Genomic DNA, 18,889 nt, shown 5'->3' with positions numbered 1-18,889 from the left:
GATCGCCTCACCTTAAATATAAGAATAGTGCTATATTAAGGAGAAATACGATATATTAATATCAATATCACACGTAAAAATATAATTATATTGAGATGAGGCTTATGCAAAAGACAGAATTTATAATTGATCAAAATTTGAAGGAAATGACGAAACATCGGACCGATACTTTACCTGTTGCCTGTTATGAAACAACCATTGTGAATAATATACATGGACACATCCCCCTGCACTGGCATGATGAATTGCAGTTTGTTGCGGTTCTCCAGGGTACAGCGTTGTTCCATATCAATGACCAGAAAATTAGTGTAACCAAAGGTAATGGCATTTTTGTTAACAGTGGAGCCATGCATATGGCCGAAGATCATGGAGGGTACAATAACTGCATCTATCTATGTCTAAATTTGACGCCCCAACTTGCAGCGCCTTCAGATCTGTACGTAAAGTATGTTCACCCCTATATAACGGCTACCAATTTGCCTTTTCTCTATATAGATGGGGGTATTGCCTGGGGAACACAGATTTTGGAGGGCATCAGGCTAATTAGAATGCAGCTTGTGAGTCAAGCGCCCTATTACGAATTGAAAGTTGCTTCAGCGCTGCTGGATATATGGACACTTCTGATTAAGAACGGATATGCGTTGGAGCATGATGCATCCGAGATGACCAGGAGCAGAAGAATGAAGGATATGCTGCAGTGGATTCATCTGAACTATGCCGACCCGGTCAGGTTGGAGGATATTGCAAGGACGGGACAGTTAAGCCGATCGGAGACATGTCGATATTTTAAGCAAATCCTGCGGACTACACCTATGCAATATGTTATGGATTACCGGATCCAGAAAAGCATTGAACTTCTGCGGTTCTCCGACCGAAGCATCACCGAAATCGCGTATGAGGTCGGTTTTAACAGCACGAGCTATTACATTAACCAGTTTCGGAAAAGTATGAAAAAGACGCCTTTACGATACAGAAGAGAGCTCGCCGAGAAGAAACCAGAGGGACGAAACAATTAAGCGTTTTTCTGCCAGGTTATCCAGTCTAGTCGCCACATGGTGGCTTTTTTTTGTTGTGGAATAGGATGTTTGTGCAACTTCCTTCTATCACTTCCCAGGATATTTATTGAATTTTTTTTGGAAAGCGGGGACACGTGCAGCGGAGGGATGGAATCGGTCAAGGGAGCGAAGCGCGGGAGGTTTACTTCATGCTTACACTAGCAACGCAGGAGGCAGAATAAACCTGAAGAAGCAAAGCGTTCGCCTTTGACTCCGAATTTCTACAACAGAAAATAGAATTGGGAAAATTTGGAGACAACAGCGATCGGAAGGTTGGTCTGCGGCCGTAGTGCCCGCGTGTAAGTCCTAATCTTTAACATTCGAAGAACAGCGGCCAGTGACCGATCCATCCCGGAGCATCTGCGTACCCGAACCTTTTTCCAACCGGAATGTAATAAATTTGCACATTCTTCAAATACTAACCTAAATTACGCAGTAAAGGAGTGTTTCGGATGTCTCTGACACCCACTCCAACGGTCTATATTCGTCTGCGCAGCCGTATCCGTATCCAGAGGGGCAGAGGCGTCAAGCTTGGTGATATCGCTCATGTGTTAACCTCTCCGGAAGATGGGGAACGAAGGCTGCTTGAGCTTGAACTGCTGCGCCCGGGACCGGAGGACGGCAATCTGATCCTGATTGACATTTTGCAGATCATCCCTCAGATACGTCGCATGCTGCCGGAAGTTACCGTCGAACTCATTGGTTCGGGGCATACGCTGGTTGAGGTCGTTGCGGGAACGGGCAAACCTTCCAAATCTCTATTCATCCTGGTCTGGCTGCTGTTGTTCTTTGGATCGGCACTGACCATTATGAATTTCCATGCAGATGTGAACATGCAGGAAGTTCAGATTCGAATCGTGGAAATGATAACGGGTCGCCGGGACGAGCATCCTTATCTGTTTCAGGTGGCATACTCCATCGGAATCGGGTTTGGTATGGCTGTATTCTTTAATCATTTATTCAAGAAAAAGTGGAATGAAGAACCTACTCCGCTTGAAGTGGAAATGTTTTTATATCAGCAGAATGTAGACAAGTTTGTCGTCATTGAGGAAACCGAACGAATGCATGAGCAGGAACGCGGGGAGATGAATGTCGATGAGCGTTCTTAATGGAGCGATCAGTATCGTACTCGGGATTGCGGGAGGAGTTGCCGTAGGAAGTGGCGTGATTGCCCTCATTCTCGTGCTTGATATGATCCCCAGATTGGCACAGCTAACCCGAACTTATGACAAGACGCATTGGTATGAAGGGGCATTGATCGGAGGGTCGCTCGTCGGAACCATCGCGGATTTCTGGCATTGGAAGGTACATGGAATACTGATCCTGAGTCCGATTATTGGGTGTTTTTGCGGTGTGTTTATCGGCCTGCTTGCCGCGGCACTGACCGAGGTATTGAATGTGCTGCCAGTACTTGCTAAACGTCTGGGCATGAAATCGTATTTGTTTGGACTGCTGCTGGCCATGATTTTGGGCAAAATGACAGGTTCCTTATTTGACTTTTTTGTATACCAGCGTTAGGTCAAGGAATCGAAGGAGGAAAGAAAATGGATGTGAGATCTGACAATGCTGGACCTGGTTCGGGTGAGGGAGTACCCGAAGAGCTGATGCATAAGACGCCTTATGAGATTCAAAAGGAAGAGGAGCGCCGGGCGTACGAAAAAAAGAAGCAGGATGAGATGTCCGATAGTGTTGAAGAATCGGTACAGTACTGGCAGGACAGGGATGATATCTCCGCTCGCATGAGTGAGAATAAGTATACATTGAAGCAGGTTTTGGGTCTCGGGGAGTCCTTTGATGTCAATATGAGAGAGATGGTCCTGGGAGGCAAAAATGTTGGATTATTGATGCTGACGGGATTTGCAAAAGACGAAATTTTGCTGGAAGTGTTGAAAAGGCTGACCTATCTTACCCCTGATCAAATATCAGGCCATGCGCTTAAGTCGTATTTCGATTGCTACATTCCACATATTCAGGTAGAGAAAGTCGATAAAATGAGTGCTGTCATCAACAAGGTTCTTACGGGCATGAGTGCTTTGTTTGTTGAAGGGGATCGCTCCGTATTAGTGATGGATACACGGAGTTATCCGGTACGCTCACCTGAAGAACCTTCTCTCGAACGCGTTGTCCGGGGGTCAAGGGATGGCTTTACTGAAACACTTCTGACTAATGTGACCTTGGTGAGACGCAGGATTCGCGATCCTGGATTGAAGTTCGAGATTATGCAGGTGGGCCGGAGAACACAAACCGATGTTTGCGTGGTGTACATCGATGATATCGTCGATAAAGTGCAGGTGGATTCGGTCCGAGAAAAAATAAAACGGGTAGATATCGACGGCATACCGGCAGCAGATAAACAGCTGGAGGAAGCGATTATTAATAAGGGATGGAACCCGTTCCCTTTGGTACGCTACTCGGAGAGGCCCGATGTTACAGCATCTCACCTGCTTGAAGGAAGAGTCGTCATATTTGTTGATACATCGCCAAGTGTAATGATTTTGCCTACAACCTTCTTCGATCTGTGTGAGCATGCAGAAGAGAACAGGCAGACTGCGTTTATGGGGACTTACTTGCGTTGGGTCCGCTTTGCCGGCATTTTAATCTCGTTGTTTTTGCTGCCGCTATGGATGCTGATGGTGATTGATCCTGCGCTCAAACCGATGGGGCTGGATTTTATAGGTCCCCAAGAGAATGTGAAGCTCCCCATTATTTTGCAGTTCCTTCTGATTGAACTTGGGGTCGATTTGTTACGTATGGCGGCAGTTCATACCCCTACACCTCTTGCATCGGCAATGGGCTTGATTGCAGCAATATTGGTCGGGGATATCGCTGTAAAAACAGGATATTTTGTCAATGAAGTCGTTCTGTACATGGCCATTGCTGCCATCGGTATGTTTGCCACACCAAGCTATGAGCTTGGGCTTGCGAATCGGCTGGTGAGGCTGTTCCTGCTGATCGCTGTTGCCATTTTTAAGGTACCGGGGTTTGTGGTAGGTACAACACTGCTTGTGATAGCGTTGACCATACATCGGTCCTATAATTCCTCCTACTTATGGCCGTTTATACCGTTTAATGCAAAGGCCTTGGGGAACTTCCTGTTCCGTATGCCTCTGCTTGAAAGTAAGAAACGTCCATCATTCAACAAAACAAGAGATAACACAAAAATGTCCGACGATCCGGACGGTGAAAAGCGAAAAAGTAAAAAACACAAATGATCTGCCTAAAAATCCATTCTTCTCGCTGACGAATTTGATATACTGGTGTAAAATCATTGGAATAGAAGAAGCTGTTCCAGTATATAAAAAAGTGAGGAATGCTGATTATGTATTTACATGGTACAAGTAAAATAAATGCTCACGGCCATCTGGAAATTGGCGGAGTAGATGCAACGGTCTTGAAAGAACAATTTGGAACACCACTGTATGTTGTGGACGAGCAATTGGTTCGCGATCGCTGCAGAGAATACATGGATGCATTCCGTGCTTCCGGACTTGGTTTCCAAGTCGCATATGCAAGCAAAGCGTTTTGCGTAATGGCAATGTGTGCTCTCGCTGCGGAAGAAGGGCTCTCATTGGATGTGGTTTCGGACGGTGAACTATTTACAGCACTGCAAGCAGGATTCCCTGCTGAACGCATTCATTTCCACGGCAATAACAAAACATTGGAAGAGATCGAAATGGCACTTGATGCCGAGATCGGCTGCTTCGTTGTGGATAACTTCAATGAATTGCACTTGCTGCAGGCTGTAGCCGCAGAGAAGAATCGTCAAGTAAACATCCTGCTTCGTGTGACGCCTGGTGTTGAAGCACATACGCATGAGTATATCTCCACTGGTCAAACAGATTCAAAATTCGGATTCGATATCGGTAACGGAACAGCATTTGAAGCGATTGAGCTGGCTTCCAAACAGTCCAACCTTGTGTTGCTGGGTGTTCACTCCCACATCGGTTCTCAAATCTTTGAGGTGGAAGGCTTCCAAATGGCGATTCAGCGTGTAGCTGAATTTGCTGCAAGCGTATATGAGCGTATTAACGTAGCGTTCAAAGTGGTTAACCTGGGCGGTGGATTCGGTATCCGCTATACAGAAGGGGATACTCCGCTTGAAGTCGCACAATACGTAAAAGCCATCACAGATGCGGTCAAAAATCACTTTGCCCAAATTGGATATGACGTTCCGGAAATCTGGGTTGAACCAGGACGCAGTATCGTTGGTGAAGCAGGTACAACGCTGTATACCGTTGGTACGAGCAAAGACATCCCTGGTGTGCGCAAATATGTCGCAGTGGATGGCGGCATGACGGACAACCCGCGTCCGGCACTGTATGAATCCAAATATGAAGCTGTACTTGCCAACCGTGCAAATGAGTCGGCTCAAGAGACCGTATCGATTGCCGGCAAATGCTGCGAGAGCGGCGACATGTTGATCTGGGATCTGGACCTGCCTAAAGTTCAGAGCGGTGATCTGCTTGCCGTTGCCTGCACAGGTGCGTACAACTACTCCATGGCAAGCAACTATAACCGGATTCGCCGTCCGGCAGTCGTGTTTGTCAAAGACGGCCAAGGTGATGTGGTTGTACGTCGCGAAACGTACCAGGACATCATTCAGAATGACCTCGTGCCTGAGCGTATCACCAAACAGCCTGTAACTCGTTAATGTTAAGAAATACTAAATAGTAAAAAGACAAAAAGGAACATTCCTTTTTGTCTTTTTTTTGCCTCCAAGCCCAACATTTTTGAAAAAAATTGCGGTTTATTTTGCGGTTGGACTCGTTTCGGTGTACACTAAGAAAAGTGCTATAGAGCTTGGCCCAGGGTCATGCAGGATGGCACCACTAACGATGGTCAATACGAAAGGAGTCATTTACATATGGCGAAACAAGCGAAAATCAAAATGGCAAACGGCGGAGAAGTTCTAATCGACCTGTTCGATCAAGAAGCTCCAAACACAGTGGCAAACTTTGAGAAACTGGCTAACTCCGGCTTCTACAACGGTCTTGTATTCCACCGCGTAATTCCAGGCTTCGTCGCACAAGGCGGATGCCCTAACGGAACGGGTGCTGGTGGCCCAGGATACACAATCAACTGTGAGATCAACCCGAACAAACATGAGCGCGGAACACTTGCTATGGCACACGCAGGCCGTAACACAGGTGGAAGCCAGTTCTACATCTGCTACCAGCCACAGCCGCATCTGGATGGACAACATACTGTATTTGGTAAAGTAACCAAAGGTATGGAGTTCGTTGATGCTTTCGAAGGTCGCGACAAAATGGAAACTGTTGAAGTCGTAGAAGTTTAATCGTATCCTAATCGATAAAATGGCCGTTTCGTTGATAAGACGAAGCGGTTTTTTTATGTCCTTTTGCTTATTAAAAGTTAGTATGTGACAAAAAGGAACAAAAAACAATTGATTTTTCAGCGTTAAAGTGCTAACATCCAATTAATAACGAAAGCGATCCTTCAGGGCAGGGTGCAATTCCCTACCGGCGGTGATGCACCTGTGTGAGGATATCTATCCAGCACTGTTGCAAAGTCCGTGACCTGTCTGCCTGTGGCAGATGGCTGATCTGGTGCAATTCCAGAACCGACAGTATAGTCTGGATGGGAGAAGGAGAGGGGTGCAGCCCCTAATTGGACTGCACTCCGCAGATGCGTTGCTGCATAGTGTAAGACGAGGTTTTATTTCTGTGCAGGGAATGTCGGTTATCCGGCGGTTTCCATACATATGCCACATCATAGAAGCTCTTTACCTGTAATTGTGTTCTTTAGGTATGTGTTTGCTTTCACTTGCCTGAAATGGAATTATGGCGGAGTGCTGTTGGCAATCGTATCAACGACATCCTGCTGGTGACACATGTCTCTCATCATCCCTACCCGAACGATTGTTCGAGTGGGGATTTTTTATTTGGATATGGTATAACCGCCTCTCTGCTCGATGGGAGGCCTATAATTTAAGATTCTAACCGTGGGGTGACCGGACTTGGAAATGATCAATGATGAATTTTATATGGGGCTTGCGTTGGATATGGCAGAACGTGCACAGGGGCAAACGGGGATTAACCCTGTCGTCGGATGTGTTGTTGTAAAAGAAGGCCGGGTTGTAGGTCTGGGAAGTCATCTCAAGCGGGGTACGGGCCATGCGGAGGTACACGCATTGAATATGGCTGGCAGCGATGCTGAGGGCAGTACGGTATATGTGACGCTGGAGCCTTGCAGCCACTATGGCAAGACGCCGCCATGCAGCGAACGTTTGATTCACGAGAAAGTGAAGCGGGTCGTGGTGTGTTGTGAGGATCCAAATCCGCAGGTATCCGGCAGAGGAATCAGCATGCTGCGTCAACAAGGTATTGAGGTTGAGGTTGGCATTCTGCGTGATCGCGGAAGACGTCTGAATGAAAAATTCATCAAGTACATTACCACCGGTTTGCCGTTTGTCACTTTAAAAACGGCATCCACGCTGGATGGTAAAATTGCAACCCGCAGTGGAGACAGCAAATGGATCTCCAACGAACCTGCACGGGAAATCGTACATGCACTCCGCCATCGTCATCAGGGCATCATGGTTGGTGTAGATACGGTTATCGCAGACAATCCGGAGCTGACCACCCGCCTCCAAGTGGAAGGGATCAGTCCTGTGCGAATTGTTGTCGATTCGAAGCTGCGTCTCCCGGTTGGAGCCAAGATGGTCAAGGATGGACTAGCACCGACATGGGTACTTACGACCGATGAGGCGAGCCATGAGGCGGCCGAACGGCTGGAAGCCTACGGTGTAGAAATTATTCGCTGTGGTCCTGGACCACGTGTGGATTTGCTGAGTGCGCTTAGCAAGCTGGGAGAACGAGAAATCGGCTCCATCCTGCTTGAAGGCGGAGGCACGTTGAATGGTTCCATGCTGGAAGCCAAATTGGTCGATCGGCTGTTGATGTTTATCGCTCCAAAGATTGTGGGCGGATACGACACACCCGGAAGCTTCCGATTTGAAGGGGTGGAGCGCATGAGTCAGGCCATTCAATTGAATCAGCTGGAAATTGAGCAAGTTGGAGATAATATCAGTATAGGCGGAATCCCTGTCTGGCCTGAATAACGGAGCGAATGAGCAAGGCAAGATATAAGCATAAGGAGGCGGCAGCATGTTTACCGGTTTGGTGGAAGAGGTCGGTCAGATTCGGCGTATCGGTCGAAAAGGCGAAGCATTGGTCCTGAATATCGGAGCTTCCGCCATCATGGACGATCTGAAGATTGGTGACAGTGTATCTGTAAACGGAGTATGTCTTACAGCAACGACGCTGGAAAGCGGAGGATTTACCGCAGATGTCATGCCTGAAACCTACCGTCATACCAATCTGAGTCAGCTGCAATCAGGCAGTAAAGTGAACCTGGAACGGGCGATGCAGTCGGGTGGGCGTTTTGGTGGACACATCGTACAAGGACACGTGGATGGTACGGGAGTCATTGGCGGGATCACACGTGATCAGAATGCGGTTGTTTTTGAGATCAAACCTGACGACCACGAACTGTTCAAATATTTAATTCCAAAGGGGTCGGTAACCCTCGATGGCATTAGTCTCACCGTGGTGAAGACAACAGAAGCATCGTTTACCGTATCGATTATTCCCCATACCATTGGAGAAACGGTGCTTCAGGTGAAAAAGCCGGGGGATACCATCAACATTGAATGTGATATTTTGGGGAAATATGTGGACCACTTGCTCCATTACGGCAAAGGGCATCCCGAGACGGGTGCTGGCAAACCGAAAAGTATCAGTGAAGAGTTTTTGGCCAACCATGGCTTTGCATAAGGAACATAACCATTATAAAGAGAGACTGGAGGGGAACTTATGTCAGATCAATCCATACTAGATCCCATAGAGGAAGCGATATACGATTTGATGCGCGGCAAACCCGTCATTGTTGTGGATGATGAGGATCGGGAGAATGAAGGGGACTTTATCGCGCTGGCAGAGAAGGCTACACCTGAAGTAATCAACTTCATGATTACCGAGGGCAGAGGCCTGGTCTGTGTTCCCATTACGCAGCAGCGTGCAGATGAGCTCAATCTGAAACCGATGGTTCAGCAAAATACAGATTTCCATGGAACGGCATTTACAGTTTCCGTGGATCACAAGGATACAACAACAGGCATATCTGCACATGAACGATCCATTACGGTGAAGGGTCTAATTGATCCGGAAGCCAAAAGCAGTGATTTCCGCAAGCCGGGGCATATGTTCCCGCTCATTGCCAAAGACGGAGGAGTGCTCCGCCGTGCCGGGCACACGGAAGCTGCTGTTGATCTGGCGATCATGTGCGGTTCCTATCCGGCTGGTGTGATCTGTGAGGTCATCAAGGAAGATGGCACAATGGCGAGACTGCCAGATCTGCAGGAAATTGCCCGCAAGCATGACCTGAAACTGATTAGTATTCAGGACATGATTCGTTACCGTAATGAGAAGGAACAGCTGGTTCAACGTGAAGTGGCTGTCCGCATGCCGACGGATTTTGGCGAGTTTCAAGCAGTGGCCTATACGAATGCAGTGGACAATAAAGAGCATGTAGCATTGGTCAAAGGTGAAATCGATTCTTCGAAGCCTGTATTGGTTCGTGTTCACTCCGAATGTCTTACAGGCGACGTATTCCACTCCCATCGCTGTGACTGTGGACCGCAATTCGATGCAGCCCTCAAACAGATTAATGATGAAGGCAATGGCGTTTTGCTCTATATGAGACAGGAAGGCCGAGGCATTGGACTGATTAACAAACTCAAAGCCTATAAGCTGCAGGAGGAAGGTCTGGACACCGTAGATGCCAACCTGAAACTCGGGTTTGCCGCTGATCTGCGTGATTATGGTATTGGTGCACAGATTCTGAAGGATCTCGGCGTTCGCCAAATTCGCCTGTTAACGAATAATCCCCGCAAAATCAAAGGCCTTGAAGGTTATGGTCTTGAAGTGGTGGAGCGTGTTCCGATCCAGATGGAAGAGAACGAGGATAATACGCTTTACCTGCATACCAAGCAGGCGAAGCTTGGGCATATGTTGAAGTTCGATGATATCGAACAGAACGAAGAGAAAAACTAATCTTTTTGCTCATGTAATTTATGGAAAAATAAATGCTCACAAACGGTTAATTACATTACATTATTCATTAGAGGAGATGACTTAAATGCCGAACTTTTTTGAAGGACATTTGGTATCGGAAGGTTTAAAATATGGAGTGGTTGTAGGACGTTTTAATGAATTTATCACAAGCAAATTGCTCAGCGGAGCACTCGATGCGTTCAAACGTCACGGGGTGCAGGACAGTGAAGTCGACGTAGCCTGGGTTCCAGGAGCATTCGAAATCCCGCTGATTGCACAGAAAATGGCGGAGAGCGGCAAATATGACGCTGTCATTACATTGGGAACGGTTATTCGTGGCTCAACGACACATTATGATTATGTGTGCAACGAAATGGCAAAAGGAGTGGCGGCCATTAACCTCAAAACGGGCGTGCCTACGATCTTTGGTCTGGTTACAACGGAGAATATTGAACAGGCGATTGAACGTGCTGGTACGAAGGCTGGTAACAAAGGTTGGGATGCTGCCACGGCTGCAATTGAAATGGCGAACTTGACGAAACAGCTAAAATAGTGCTTATTTAATGTAGTGCCCTGCTCTGCGCAGACGAATTCGGGAGATCGGATTCGGCGGCTTAGCGGGGTTTTGTATTTTTCTGGCGGGAGGATTCGTCTAGTGACGGTAGTTACATATAAACTGGAAACTTTTGAAGGGCCTTTGGATCTGCTGCTTCATCTGATCGATAAGGCAGAAATTCATATCCAGGATATTCCCATCAGCGATATTACCGATCAATATATGGCGTATCTGCATTCGATGCAGGAATTGGAGCTGGATATTACGAGCGAGTTTTTGGTAATGGCAGCAACGCTTCTGTCCATCAAGAGCAAACTTTTACTGCCCAAACCACCGGTGATTGAAGACTTTGAGGATTATGATTATATGGAAGAAGAAGATTATGATCCACGTGCGGAGCTGATTGCACGTCTGATAGAATATCGCAAATACAAAGGAATAGCCCGTCATCTGCATGAGCGGGAATGGGAACGGAGCCTTATTTTCTCCAAAGAGCCTGAGGACCTGAGGCCATATATGCCTGTGGAGACCCAATCAAATCCGGTAGAGGGTTTGCATACTTCGGATCTGATTGCTGCTTTTCAGAAGGCACTGCGCAAGGCAGAGAAGCGTACAACGGTTACACGAATTCAGCGCGATGAGATCTCGGTGAAGGATCGTATACGTGATGTCGTTGGAGCACTGGAGAGTATGGGACCCGGAGGAAGGCTGTTATTTTCCAAACTGCTGGATGACCAGATTTACCGGCATGAAATTGTAGTCACATTTTTGGCTGTACTGGAACTGATGAAGATGAAACAGATTGTCTGTTATCAGGAACGGATGTTTGAGGATATCGTTATGGAGTGGAGAGGGGAAGCAAGGAATCATGGATTTTCCGAAATTGAAGTCGATTATTGAGGGGCTGCTCTTTTTGTCCGGAGAGGAAGGTCTAAGCATCAAACAAATTGCTGAGATCGTGGATCAGCGGGTAGAACTGGTGTCAGATGCCGTAGAGGAGATGATCGCTGACTTCATGAACCAGGGGCGAGGCGTTCAAATTCTCAAAATTGCGGGAGTGGTCCAGTTGGGAACGCTGCCGGAGCATGCTGCGTATTTTGAAAAGCTGGCTTATTCTCCTGCACGGACCTCGTTATCTCAGGCTGCACTTGAAACACTCGCCATTGTAGCTTATCGTCAGCCCATTACACGGGTTGAGATCGAAGAGATTCGCGGTGTGAAATCCGAACGGGCCATCCATACACTGGTCAATAAGGATTTGATTCAAGAAGTAGGACGAGCTGAGGCGATTGGGCGACCTATACTGTACGGAACAACCAAATCGTTTCTCGACTACTTTGGACTTGCTTCACTTAAAGATCTTCCGGAACCGGGCTTGTTTGAAGACTCCGAGAATCTGGAAGAAGAGACCCAGATGCTGTTCAACAAGCTGGATGGACAACAGGTGGACTTGGGAAGCACGGATCAGAATGATTTTGATCATGAAAATATGGATAACAATCATGAGGTTCATGACGAGGATCTGGACTCGTAAGAACGAATTGTTCATAGGAAACAGTAATAAACCGGTGCCTGATAAGGTGGCGGTTTTTTTGCATGCCATGAACCCTTAGCAAACGTGGGGAATTTCAACTCCTGAATGGAATTTTCAGGTCAACCGTGAATTATTTCCTATATAGAGTGTCATACTAGACGTGTAAAGAATTGAGGGCTTGGAGGTAAGGCCTGTGTGGATTTGGCTTGGAGGAATCGGCTTGTTCGCCGCACTGCTGCTTGCCGCTGTTCTCATCTCGAATGTTCATGTACATTTTACGTTCCGTAAACATAAAAGCGATGATTTCGCGCTGATCAACGTCCGCCTTTTCTACGGAATTGTACGAATTAACTATGAAATACCAAGTATCGTCTTTCGTAACATGAAAGAAGGTTTCCTGGTGAAAACCGAACAGCATGTCAATCATACGTACGGAGAAGCAGAAGGGCATGAGCGTATCAACAAACGAAAAGTCAAAAAGTGGGCAAAAGACGTTAAGATGATGATGAGGGCTACGGATGCACTCAAAATCTGGGCAAGGCAGACGCTGAACCGTCTACATATAACGCAGCTGTCCTGGTCTACCCGAATAGGTATCGGAGATGCAGCACACACCGCTATTCTTACGGGCTGGGTATGGAGCATCAAGTCAATCATCATCGGTTTTTTGTCGTATCAGATTCAATTTAAACGTCAGCCCATGCTTGAAGTAGTTCCTGTTTGGGAAGATGAGATGGAGTTTCAAACGGAACTGAACTGCAAAATGAAAATTCGTATTACGGCGGTTATGCTCGCAGGAGTGAGGCTAATGACCCGGGTTCTAGAAGTGGACGGCGGATGGCGGATGTGGCTGAAAATACTACGGGAACAACGGCGCAGACACAAGCAAAAATTGAAGGAACAACAAGGCTAATTGGGATAAGAGTAGTTCGTTACTGTATCTCGGTTTCAATTGGTTCTGAAATCGTGAAGTGTCTCCGAGAATGTTGGGTGCTGTTTCCTTACTTGTTCTGCACAGAGACTTACATAGTCTGTTCAGGTTTGGGGATGATATGGTTAGATCAAACCTAGTTCAAATTGAAACTGGAGGGAATTCAAATGTCAGATCATCCAATTCAAGGCTTAATGGAAACCGCAATGGAGAATATCAAGGCCATGGTGGATGTTAATACCATTGTTGGCGATGCGGTAGAAACACCAGACGGCACGGTTATTCTGCCGATTAGTAAAGTCGGTTTTGGATTCGCCGCTGGGGGCAGCGATTTCCATGTGAATGATGGAAAGAGCAAAGAAGGCAGCTCCGTTCCTGGTGCAAAGACTGAAAGTGCTCATTCAGCCAACGTTGCTTCACCATTCGGTGGAGGTAGTGGTGGTGGCGTATCCATCCGCCCGATTGCCTTCCTAGTTGTTGGAAAACAAGGCGTGCACATCGTGCCACTGGACAACTCCACTCATCTGTTTGAGAAACTCATTGATTCTACACCTTATGTTCTTGACAGAATACAAGGGATGTTCCAGCGTAATACTTCGCAAAATGATGACTCTGGCGTACGCGTTACACCGGATCATACCACTTACAGCTAAGCCGTTTTATCTGGATCCCTTATCACAGATTTTTGTGAGAGGGATTTTTGTTGTTTGGAAAGATGGGACATACTTTAGGTTGTCCGAACATAAGTTAGTACAAGATTCCAGTGACCCGGAGGAATGAATTGATGCGAATGTTTAAAAAAGTAATGATTGGTTTGCTTGTACCGCTGCTGCTTCTGCCTTTCATACAGGTGGCTGAAGCACAAGGAACGATCCCTGGCCCATCAACCCATGCGCAGAGTGCAGCGCTCATTGATGTGACTTCCGGAAGAATCCTATACAGCAAGGACGGGGATAAGGAACTGCGCATTGCCAGTTTGACCAAAATCATGACAGCCATTGTCGCCATTGAACAAGGGAAACTTGATGACAAAGTAAAAGTATCCTCAACTGCTTTTGCCAAGGAAGGGTCATCCCTATATCTCAAATTGGGAGAAGAAATGACACTGGAAAACATGTTATACGGTTTAATGCTGAGGTCAGGCAATGATGCCGCTTCTGCTATCGCAGAGCATGTTGGTGGATCGGAAGAAGGCTTCGTCCTGTTAATGAACCAAAAGGCAGAGGAAATCGGCCTAAAGCACTCGCATTTTATGAATCCACACGGTCTTGATGCAGATGGACACTATTCCACAGCCAATGACTTGGCCCGTTTAACAGCTTATGCACTGCACAATCCTGTTTTTAAACGAATCGTTGCTACCGAGGACAAATCAGCACCTAATCCGAATGAGAGTTGGGAGTACTCCTGGCACAACAAAAATAAAATGCTGCGATTGTATGAAGGCGCTGACGGGGTGAAAACCGGATATACCAAAAAGGCGTTTAGGTGCCTGGTTAGCTCCGCAACCCGGAATGGTCAGCAGCTGGCTGCCGTCACGTTAAATGATGGAGATGATTGGAATGATCATGCGCGCATGCTTGATTTTGGATTTGAGAATTTCCCTTTAGTGGAGATTGCTCAAAAAGAGCAGCCAGTGGCTAACACGGATGTTATTACGGGGCGTGGATTTACTTATCCACTTGCAGAGAGTGAGAAGTCGACCGTAACCAAAAAACTGGTGTTAACGACCAATTCATCAGAGACCAGAAGCGAAAAGAATGAGGAGCAGCTGGATCCGTCCTTCGGCCTCGCTGGGCGCATTGATCTGGAGCTCAAAGGGGAGTTCATTGGTTCAATCCCGGTGTATCGCAAAGGCAGCTACATCCCACCTGAGCCGAAGTCAGAAGAAGCAGCTCTTGGCGAGATTGGTGAAGTTTCAACATGGGCAACTGCATGGCGGGCAGTGCTAGGTCACTTGTTATCTCCATAATCATCAGGAAGCATAGTACGTCATTCATGTGGTAAAACACGATGTACTGCGCTTCCAGAGGAGGTTTTAACGTCTTGATTAACGTAATCTGGCTTATGATGATTGTTGTCGGGTTTGGCTTTGCAGCCGCGAAAGGAAATATTGAAGTTGTTACCCAGGCTGCTTTTGATGGGGCGGCAACGGGGGTAACCGTATGTTTTGGATTAATTAGTGTACTTGTGTTCTGGATGGGGATGATGAAAATGGCAGAAGATGCGGGATTGCTTGGCAAAATAGCCAAACTGCTGGGTCCGGTCGTAGCCTTTTTGTTTCCTGATGTGCCCCGGAATCATCCGGCCATGGGTTATATTTTGTCCAATATGAGCGCTAATCTGCTTGGTCTCGGCAATGCGGCAACGCCAATGGGAATCAAGGCCATGCAGCAGCTGCAGGAGCTGAACCCCGATAAACAAACAGCTTCCCCTGCGATGTGTACATTGCTCGCACTAAATACGGCAAGTATAACCATTATCCCGACCACCCTTATTGCCATTCGTTTGAACTACCATTCAGCCAATGCAACAGAGATTGTGGGCACCACGCTAATGGCAACGATTATCGCCACACTCGCCGCAATTATGGCAGATCGCTGGTATAGGAACAGGACCTTAAACAGACCGCCACGTGTTATAAAGAGCGGTAATTCCAGCATGAAAGGATGAATCCATCATGTTAACCTTCATCAACTGGATTTCCGTCTGGGCCATTCCGGTTATTATCGCGTTCGTTCCCTTATATGCGTTTACTAAAAAAGTTCCGGTATATGAATCCTTTGTTGATGGAGCAAAAGATGGATTTTCCACGGCGATCAGCATTATCCCGCATCTGGTGGGAATGATGGTAGCCATCAGTGTGTTCCGGGCTTCAGGCGCACTGGATTATGTTATCAGTCTGTTCGCTCCGCTTGTATCCTGGATGGGTGTTCCCGGAGAAGTACTGCCACTCGGCATATTACGTCCGTTAACCGGGACAGGCTCTCTTGCTTTTACAACGGATCTAATCAAAACATATGGCCCGGATTCCATGATCGGACGTATGGCTTCCACAATCCAAGGGAGCACAGATACAACCTTATATGTACTGACAGTATATTTTGGAGCCGTTGGCATACGAAATGGCCGATATGCACTCAAAGTCGGATTGTTTTCTGACCTGGTCGGCTTTATCGCCGCTCTGGCTATTTGTTTGATTGTTTTTGGTTAAAATTTAACGACTCTCCTTCCGATATACTAGATATGCTAGAATGGTAGCGGAGGAGGAGAGTGACACATGCATAAAAGGATAAAACAAATGCTCCGCTTAGGTATGTCAAGCATCATTGCCGTTTCTTTGCTTGCTGGACAGACAGGCATGGCGGCTGCTCAGGCGGTCAATACGATTCATTTTACAGGATACTTTGACAAACAACTGCGTGCACAAATGGCTTTTACTGCAGATTCATTCCCTGTGGTGAACGTTCGTCTGGTCAAGCAGGATGAGCCGGATATGGTGTACTATGACGTGGGAACTTCCATACTGATCTCCAAGGATGAAGTTCTGACCAACTACCATGTCGTTCAGGAGTTTGCCGAACTAAAGGATGGCGACGAAGGTACGTTAACTGTAGCGAGTCCAGGTCACTTGGAACGCCCCATTAAAGCAAAGATTATCAAGACAGATCCCGTAACAGATATGGCCTTGCTGAAGCTGGAAAAGGACATGGATGCAGAGCCGGTTGCGTTCGCCAGCGCGAGGGATAACCAGATTGTATATACGATTGGATTTCCGAAAAATCCTGCCGGTGATCTGGTGCTGCTGGACGAAGAGTTTCCTACTACCTATAATACGATTGCCAAAAGCCGGGTATACAGCAGCCAAGCTTCGGATGTGCCGGGTAAAAAGGGAATTGGCAGTATTGTGAAAGCCATGGCACAAGGCAATTCCGGGGGGCCTGTTCTCGATCAGAATAATCGGGTCATTGGTATGATGACGTTTGTATATGGCGGAAAAACCTATTATATTACATCGAAAACATTACAGTCTTTCATCAAAGAAACCACATCACCTGCCAAGAAACAGATTGCTGTGGCAGGCAAGGTAACCAGTTAACCCTTGTCGTTAACGTCCAAGTGAATATACATATTCACAAAACTAAACATGCTCATCTTCGTCGTTCCTGTCACGGTGCAGGAAATGGGAAGATGGGCTTTTTTTAATTAAATATGCACGAGATCTTGGCTGAAAAAGGGCATTATCGCCTCCTGTTTACATTTTCCTTGGATTATCCTTGTGATTTCCCGCCTTGATGGGTATCATTAGTGTGAGGTGACATGACAAACATGGAAAGATTACAAAAAATTATCGCACAGGCAGGTATTGCATCTCGCCGTAAGAGCGAGGAACTGATCCTGTCCGGCAAAGTGGAAGTTAACGGGGAGGTCGTAACCGAACTGGGTACAAAAGCGAACCCCGAAGAGGATATGATTACGGTTAATGGGAAACCGATTCGCAGTGAAAAGAAAGTGTACTTGATGTTGAACAAGCCCAAAGGTGTGATCACGAGTGCATCTGACCCCGAAGGACGGAAAATTGTATCCGACTATCTTAAAGGTGTCAAAGAACGTGTTTATCCGGTGGGACGACTGGACTACGACACAGAGGGTCTGCTCATTTTGACCAATGATGGTGAGTTCGCTCACTTGCTGACGCACCCAAAACACCATGTACCCAAAACGTACTTGGCAACGGTCAAAGGCGTTCCGCATGGTACTGCCCTGGAGAAATTAAAGACAGGCATTATGCTGGATGACGGAATGACTGCTCCGGCAGAAGTGGAGTACAAGGATGTGGACACAGCTAACAATGAAGCTGTCATTTCCATTACCATCTACGAAGGTCGTAACCGCCAGGTAAGACGTATGTTTGAGGCGATTAACCACCCGGTAACGCGCTTGAAACGGATTTCATTTGGTGGCATTTTGCTGCAAAACCTGAAACGGGGACTGACTCGTAATTTGACCAAAGAGGAAGTCAATAACCTGATTACACTTGCAAAATCAGAACCCGCCAAAAAAATGAAAAAAAGGTAATCTGAGGACACATAATTTTCATAAAACCGCCGCAGTTTTGTGACGAAATTCGCTATAATTGTTCATAGGATGTTCACAGTTGGGAGAGACCATGAACAATTACGAATCAGTCACTGCAAAGGGGAGCAGCACATGGGGAAATCAAGAAGAACGGTGCAAATCGTCATTTTGTTATTGATCCTGGTGTTGGGCGGATATGCGATCACCACATCGGTATCCGGCTCGAATGGCAAGCCGAAAGAAGGAGACAAGGCTCCTTCTTTTGAATTGCTGGGCCTGGATGGTCAAGTGCATACGTCTGAAGAATATGAAGGTAAGGCCATGGTGATCAATTTTTGGGGCACTTGGTGTGAGCCCTGTGTGAAAGAGATGCCAGCGCTTCAAGCTCAAGCAGACAAGTGGAAAGATCAGGGTGTTCAATTTATCGGCATTAATGCTGGAGAAGATCAGATGACCGTGGATAATTTTGTTCGTCAGGTGGGCGTCAATTTTCCGATTATGCTTGACCGGGACAAAACTTCGATTCGGGATTTCGGAATCTCGCCGATGCCTACAACCTTTTTCGTATCGAATACGGGCAAAATCTCTACCATTCATATCGGTCAACTTGATTTGGATACGCTTGACGCTCAAATTTCACAACTGGCGAAGCAGCCCTGA

General features: G+C 46.9%; 20 protein-coding genes and 1 riboswitch. All 20 genes read left to right on the top strand.

Features of this window, described 5'->3' with window-relative positions:
* The first annotated feature begins 104 nt into the window (after nt 1–104).
* Nucleotides 105–1,016: a helix-turn-helix domain-containing protein gene (locus tag MHB82_RS20095; RefSeq protein WP_341175684.1), complete on the top strand. Its 912-nt coding sequence runs from the start codon at nt 105–107 to the stop codon at nt 1,014–1,016.
* 491 nt (nt 1,017–1,507) lie between these two features.
* Nucleotides 1,508–2,164, top strand: coding sequence for a stage V sporulation protein AA (locus tag MHB82_RS20090; protein ID WP_110759052.1), 657 nt, complete (start codon nt 1,508–1,510; stop codon nt 2,162–2,164).
* Nucleotides 2,151–2,573: a stage V sporulation protein AB gene (locus MHB82_RS20085; RefSeq protein ID WP_095359247.1), complete on the top strand. Its 423-nt coding sequence runs from the start codon at nt 2,151–2,153 to the stop codon at nt 2,571–2,573. Before MHB82_RS20090 ends, MHB82_RS20085 begins: the two co-directional genes overlap by 14 nt.
* A gap of 86 nt (nt 2,574–2,659) precedes the next feature.
* The gene (locus tag MHB82_RS20080; protein WP_095359389.1) at nt 2,660–4,267 is read left to right on the top strand and encodes a spore germination protein; all 1,608 of its coding nucleotides are present in this window, start codon (nt 2,660–2,662) and stop codon (nt 4,265–4,267) included.
* Nucleotides 4,268–4,374: 107 nt separating this feature from the next.
* The gene (gene lysA / locus MHB82_RS20075; RefSeq protein WP_110759049.1) at nt 4,375–5,706 is read left to right on the top strand and encodes a diaminopimelate decarboxylase; all 1,332 of its coding nucleotides are present in this window, start codon (nt 4,375–4,377) and stop codon (nt 5,704–5,706) included.
* Between the two features lie 213 nt (nt 5,707–5,919).
* On the top strand, nt 5,920–6,351 hold the full coding sequence (locus MHB82_RS20070; RefSeq protein WP_095290511.1) for a peptidylprolyl isomerase: 432 nt from the start codon (nt 5,920–5,922) through the stop codon (nt 6,349–6,351).
* Between the two features lie 153 nt (nt 6,352–6,504).
* A riboswitch (FMN riboswitch) is annotated at nt 6,505–6,669 on the top strand.
* A gap of 363 nt (nt 6,670–7,032) precedes the next feature.
* Nucleotides 7,033–8,136 carry a bifunctional diaminohydroxyphosphoribosylaminopyrimidine deaminase/5-amino-6-(5-phosphoribosylamino)uracil reductase RibD gene (gene ribD, locus MHB82_RS20065; protein ID WP_181429801.1) on the top strand — a complete coding sequence of 368 codons (1,104 nt, stop codon included), beginning with the start codon at nt 7,033–7,035 and terminating at the stop codon, nt 8,134–8,136.
* A gap of 46 nt (nt 8,137–8,182) precedes the next feature.
* Entirely contained in the window at nt 8,183–8,851 is a 669-nt protein-coding gene (ribE, locus tag MHB82_RS20060) for a riboflavin synthase (RefSeq protein WP_095290513.1), read from the top strand.
* Nucleotides 8,852–8,890: 39 nt separating this feature from the next.
* Nucleotides 8,891–10,129: a bifunctional 3,4-dihydroxy-2-butanone-4-phosphate synthase/GTP cyclohydrolase II gene (locus MHB82_RS20055; RefSeq protein WP_095359245.1), complete on the top strand. Its 1,239-nt coding sequence runs from the start codon at nt 8,891–8,893 to the stop codon at nt 10,127–10,129.
* An 85-nt stretch (nt 10,130–10,214) separates the two neighbouring features.
* Entirely contained in the window at nt 10,215–10,682 is a 468-nt protein-coding gene (gene ribH, locus MHB82_RS20050; RefSeq protein WP_095290516.1) for a 6,7-dimethyl-8-ribityllumazine synthase, read from the top strand.
* A 102-nt stretch (nt 10,683–10,784) separates the two neighbouring features.
* Entirely contained in the window at nt 10,785–11,585 is an 801-nt protein-coding gene (locus tag MHB82_RS20045; protein WP_095290518.1) for a segregation and condensation protein A, read from the top strand.
* On the top strand, nt 11,554–12,219 hold the full coding sequence (gene scpB, locus MHB82_RS20040) for an SMC-Scp complex subunit ScpB (RefSeq protein ID WP_255247893.1): 666 nt from the start codon (nt 11,554–11,556) through the stop codon (nt 12,217–12,219). Before MHB82_RS20045 ends, scpB begins: the two co-directional genes overlap by 32 nt.
* A gap of 193 nt (nt 12,220–12,412) precedes the next feature.
* Nucleotides 12,413–13,132: a DUF2953 domain-containing protein gene (locus tag MHB82_RS20035; RefSeq protein WP_341175683.1), complete on the top strand. Its 720-nt coding sequence runs from the start codon at nt 12,413–12,415 to the stop codon at nt 13,130–13,132.
* A 185-nt stretch (nt 13,133–13,317) separates the two neighbouring features.
* On the top strand, nt 13,318–13,803 hold the full coding sequence (gene ytfJ, locus MHB82_RS20030) for a GerW family sporulation protein (protein WP_095359243.1): 486 nt from the start codon (nt 13,318–13,320) through the stop codon (nt 13,801–13,803).
* 131 nt (nt 13,804–13,934) lie between these two features.
* Nucleotides 13,935–15,122: a D-alanyl-D-alanine carboxypeptidase family protein gene (locus tag MHB82_RS20025; protein ID WP_341175682.1), complete on the top strand. Its 1,188-nt coding sequence runs from the start codon at nt 13,935–13,937 to the stop codon at nt 15,120–15,122.
* A gap of 95 nt (nt 15,123–15,217) precedes the next feature.
* Nucleotides 15,218–15,823 (top strand): nucleoside recognition domain-containing protein, encoded by a 606-nt coding sequence (locus MHB82_RS20020; RefSeq protein ID WP_371859959.1) that lies wholly within the window; start codon nt 15,218–15,220, stop codon nt 15,821–15,823.
* Nucleotides 15,824–15,830: 7 nt separating this feature from the next.
* Nucleotides 15,831–16,364: a spore maturation protein gene (locus MHB82_RS20015; protein ID WP_095290528.1), complete on the top strand. Its 534-nt coding sequence runs from the start codon at nt 15,831–15,833 to the stop codon at nt 16,362–16,364.
* A gap of 66 nt (nt 16,365–16,430) precedes the next feature.
* Nucleotides 16,431–17,249, top strand: a complete 819-nt coding sequence (locus MHB82_RS20010) for a S1 family peptidase (RefSeq protein WP_341175681.1) — start codon at nt 16,431–16,433, stop codon at nt 17,247–17,249.
* Nucleotides 17,250–17,479: 230 nt separating this feature from the next.
* Nucleotides 17,480–18,229, top strand: a complete 750-nt coding sequence (locus MHB82_RS20005; protein WP_095290531.1) for a pseudouridine synthase — start codon at nt 17,480–17,482, stop codon at nt 18,227–18,229.
* Nucleotides 18,230–18,361: 132 nt separating this feature from the next.
* Entirely contained in the window at nt 18,362–18,889 is a 528-nt protein-coding gene (locus tag MHB82_RS20000; protein ID WP_095290532.1) for a redoxin domain-containing protein, read from the top strand.

The sequence above is a fragment of the Paenibacillus sp. FSL K6-2862 genome, from assembly GCF_038005125.1.
Lineage (GTDB): Bacteria > Bacillota > Bacilli > Paenibacillales > Paenibacillaceae > Paenibacillus > Paenibacillus illinoisensis_A.
Note: the sequence above shows the minus strand (reverse complement) of the source record. Positions and strands in the feature narration are given on the sequence as shown.

Excerpts from the sequence above, each read along its gene's own strand:
- MHB82_RS20095 (WP_341175684.1), top strand. The coding sequence starts at position 105 with ATGCAAAAGACAGAATTTATAATTGATCAAAATTTGAAGGAAATGACG.
- MHB82_RS20020 (WP_371859959.1), top strand. The coding sequence starts at position 15,218 with ATGATGATTGTTGTCGGGTTTGGCTTTGCAGCCGCGAAAGGAAATATT.
- MHB82_RS20010 (WP_341175681.1), top strand. The coding sequence starts at position 16,431 with ATGCATAAAAGGATAAAACAAATGCTCCGCTTAGGTATGTCAAGCATC.
- MHB82_RS20025 (WP_341175682.1), top strand. The coding sequence starts at position 13,935 with ATGCGAATGTTTAAAAAAGTAATGATTGGTTTGCTTGTACCGCTGCTG.
- MHB82_RS20005 (WP_095290531.1), top strand. The coding sequence starts at position 17,480 with ATGGAAAGATTACAAAAAATTATCGCACAGGCAGGTATTGCATCTCGC.
- MHB82_RS20090 (WP_110759052.1), top strand. The coding sequence starts at position 1,508 with ATGTCTCTGACACCCACTCCAACGGTCTATATTCGTCTGCGCAGCCGT.
- MHB82_RS20055 (WP_095359245.1), top strand. The coding sequence starts at position 8,891 with ATGTCAGATCAATCCATACTAGATCCCATAGAGGAAGCGATATACGAT.
- MHB82_RS20000 (WP_095290532.1), top strand. The coding sequence starts at position 18,362 with ATGGGGAAATCAAGAAGAACGGTGCAAATCGTCATTTTGTTATTGATC.
- ytfJ (WP_095359243.1), top strand. The coding sequence starts at position 13,318 with ATGTCAGATCATCCAATTCAAGGCTTAATGGAAACCGCAATGGAGAAT.
- MHB82_RS20070 (WP_095290511.1), top strand. The coding sequence starts at position 5,920 with ATGGCGAAACAAGCGAAAATCAAAATGGCAAACGGCGGAGAAGTTCTA.
- scpB (WP_255247893.1), top strand. The coding sequence starts at position 11,554 with ATGGATTTTCCGAAATTGAAGTCGATTATTGAGGGGCTGCTCTTTTTG.
- lysA (WP_110759049.1), top strand. The coding sequence starts at position 4,375 with ATGTATTTACATGGTACAAGTAAAATAAATGCTCACGGCCATCTGGAA.
- MHB82_RS20080 (WP_095359389.1), top strand. The coding sequence starts at position 2,660 with ATGCATAAGACGCCTTATGAGATTCAAAAGGAAGAGGAGCGCCGGGCG.
- ribH (WP_095290516.1), top strand. The coding sequence starts at position 10,215 with ATGCCGAACTTTTTTGAAGGACATTTGGTATCGGAAGGTTTAAAATAT.
- ribE (WP_095290513.1), top strand. The coding sequence starts at position 8,183 with ATGTTTACCGGTTTGGTGGAAGAGGTCGGTCAGATTCGGCGTATCGGT.
- MHB82_RS20015 (WP_095290528.1), top strand. The coding sequence starts at position 15,831 with ATGTTAACCTTCATCAACTGGATTTCCGTCTGGGCCATTCCGGTTATT.
- MHB82_RS20085 (WP_095359247.1), top strand. The coding sequence starts at position 2,151 with ATGAGCGTTCTTAATGGAGCGATCAGTATCGTACTCGGGATTGCGGGA.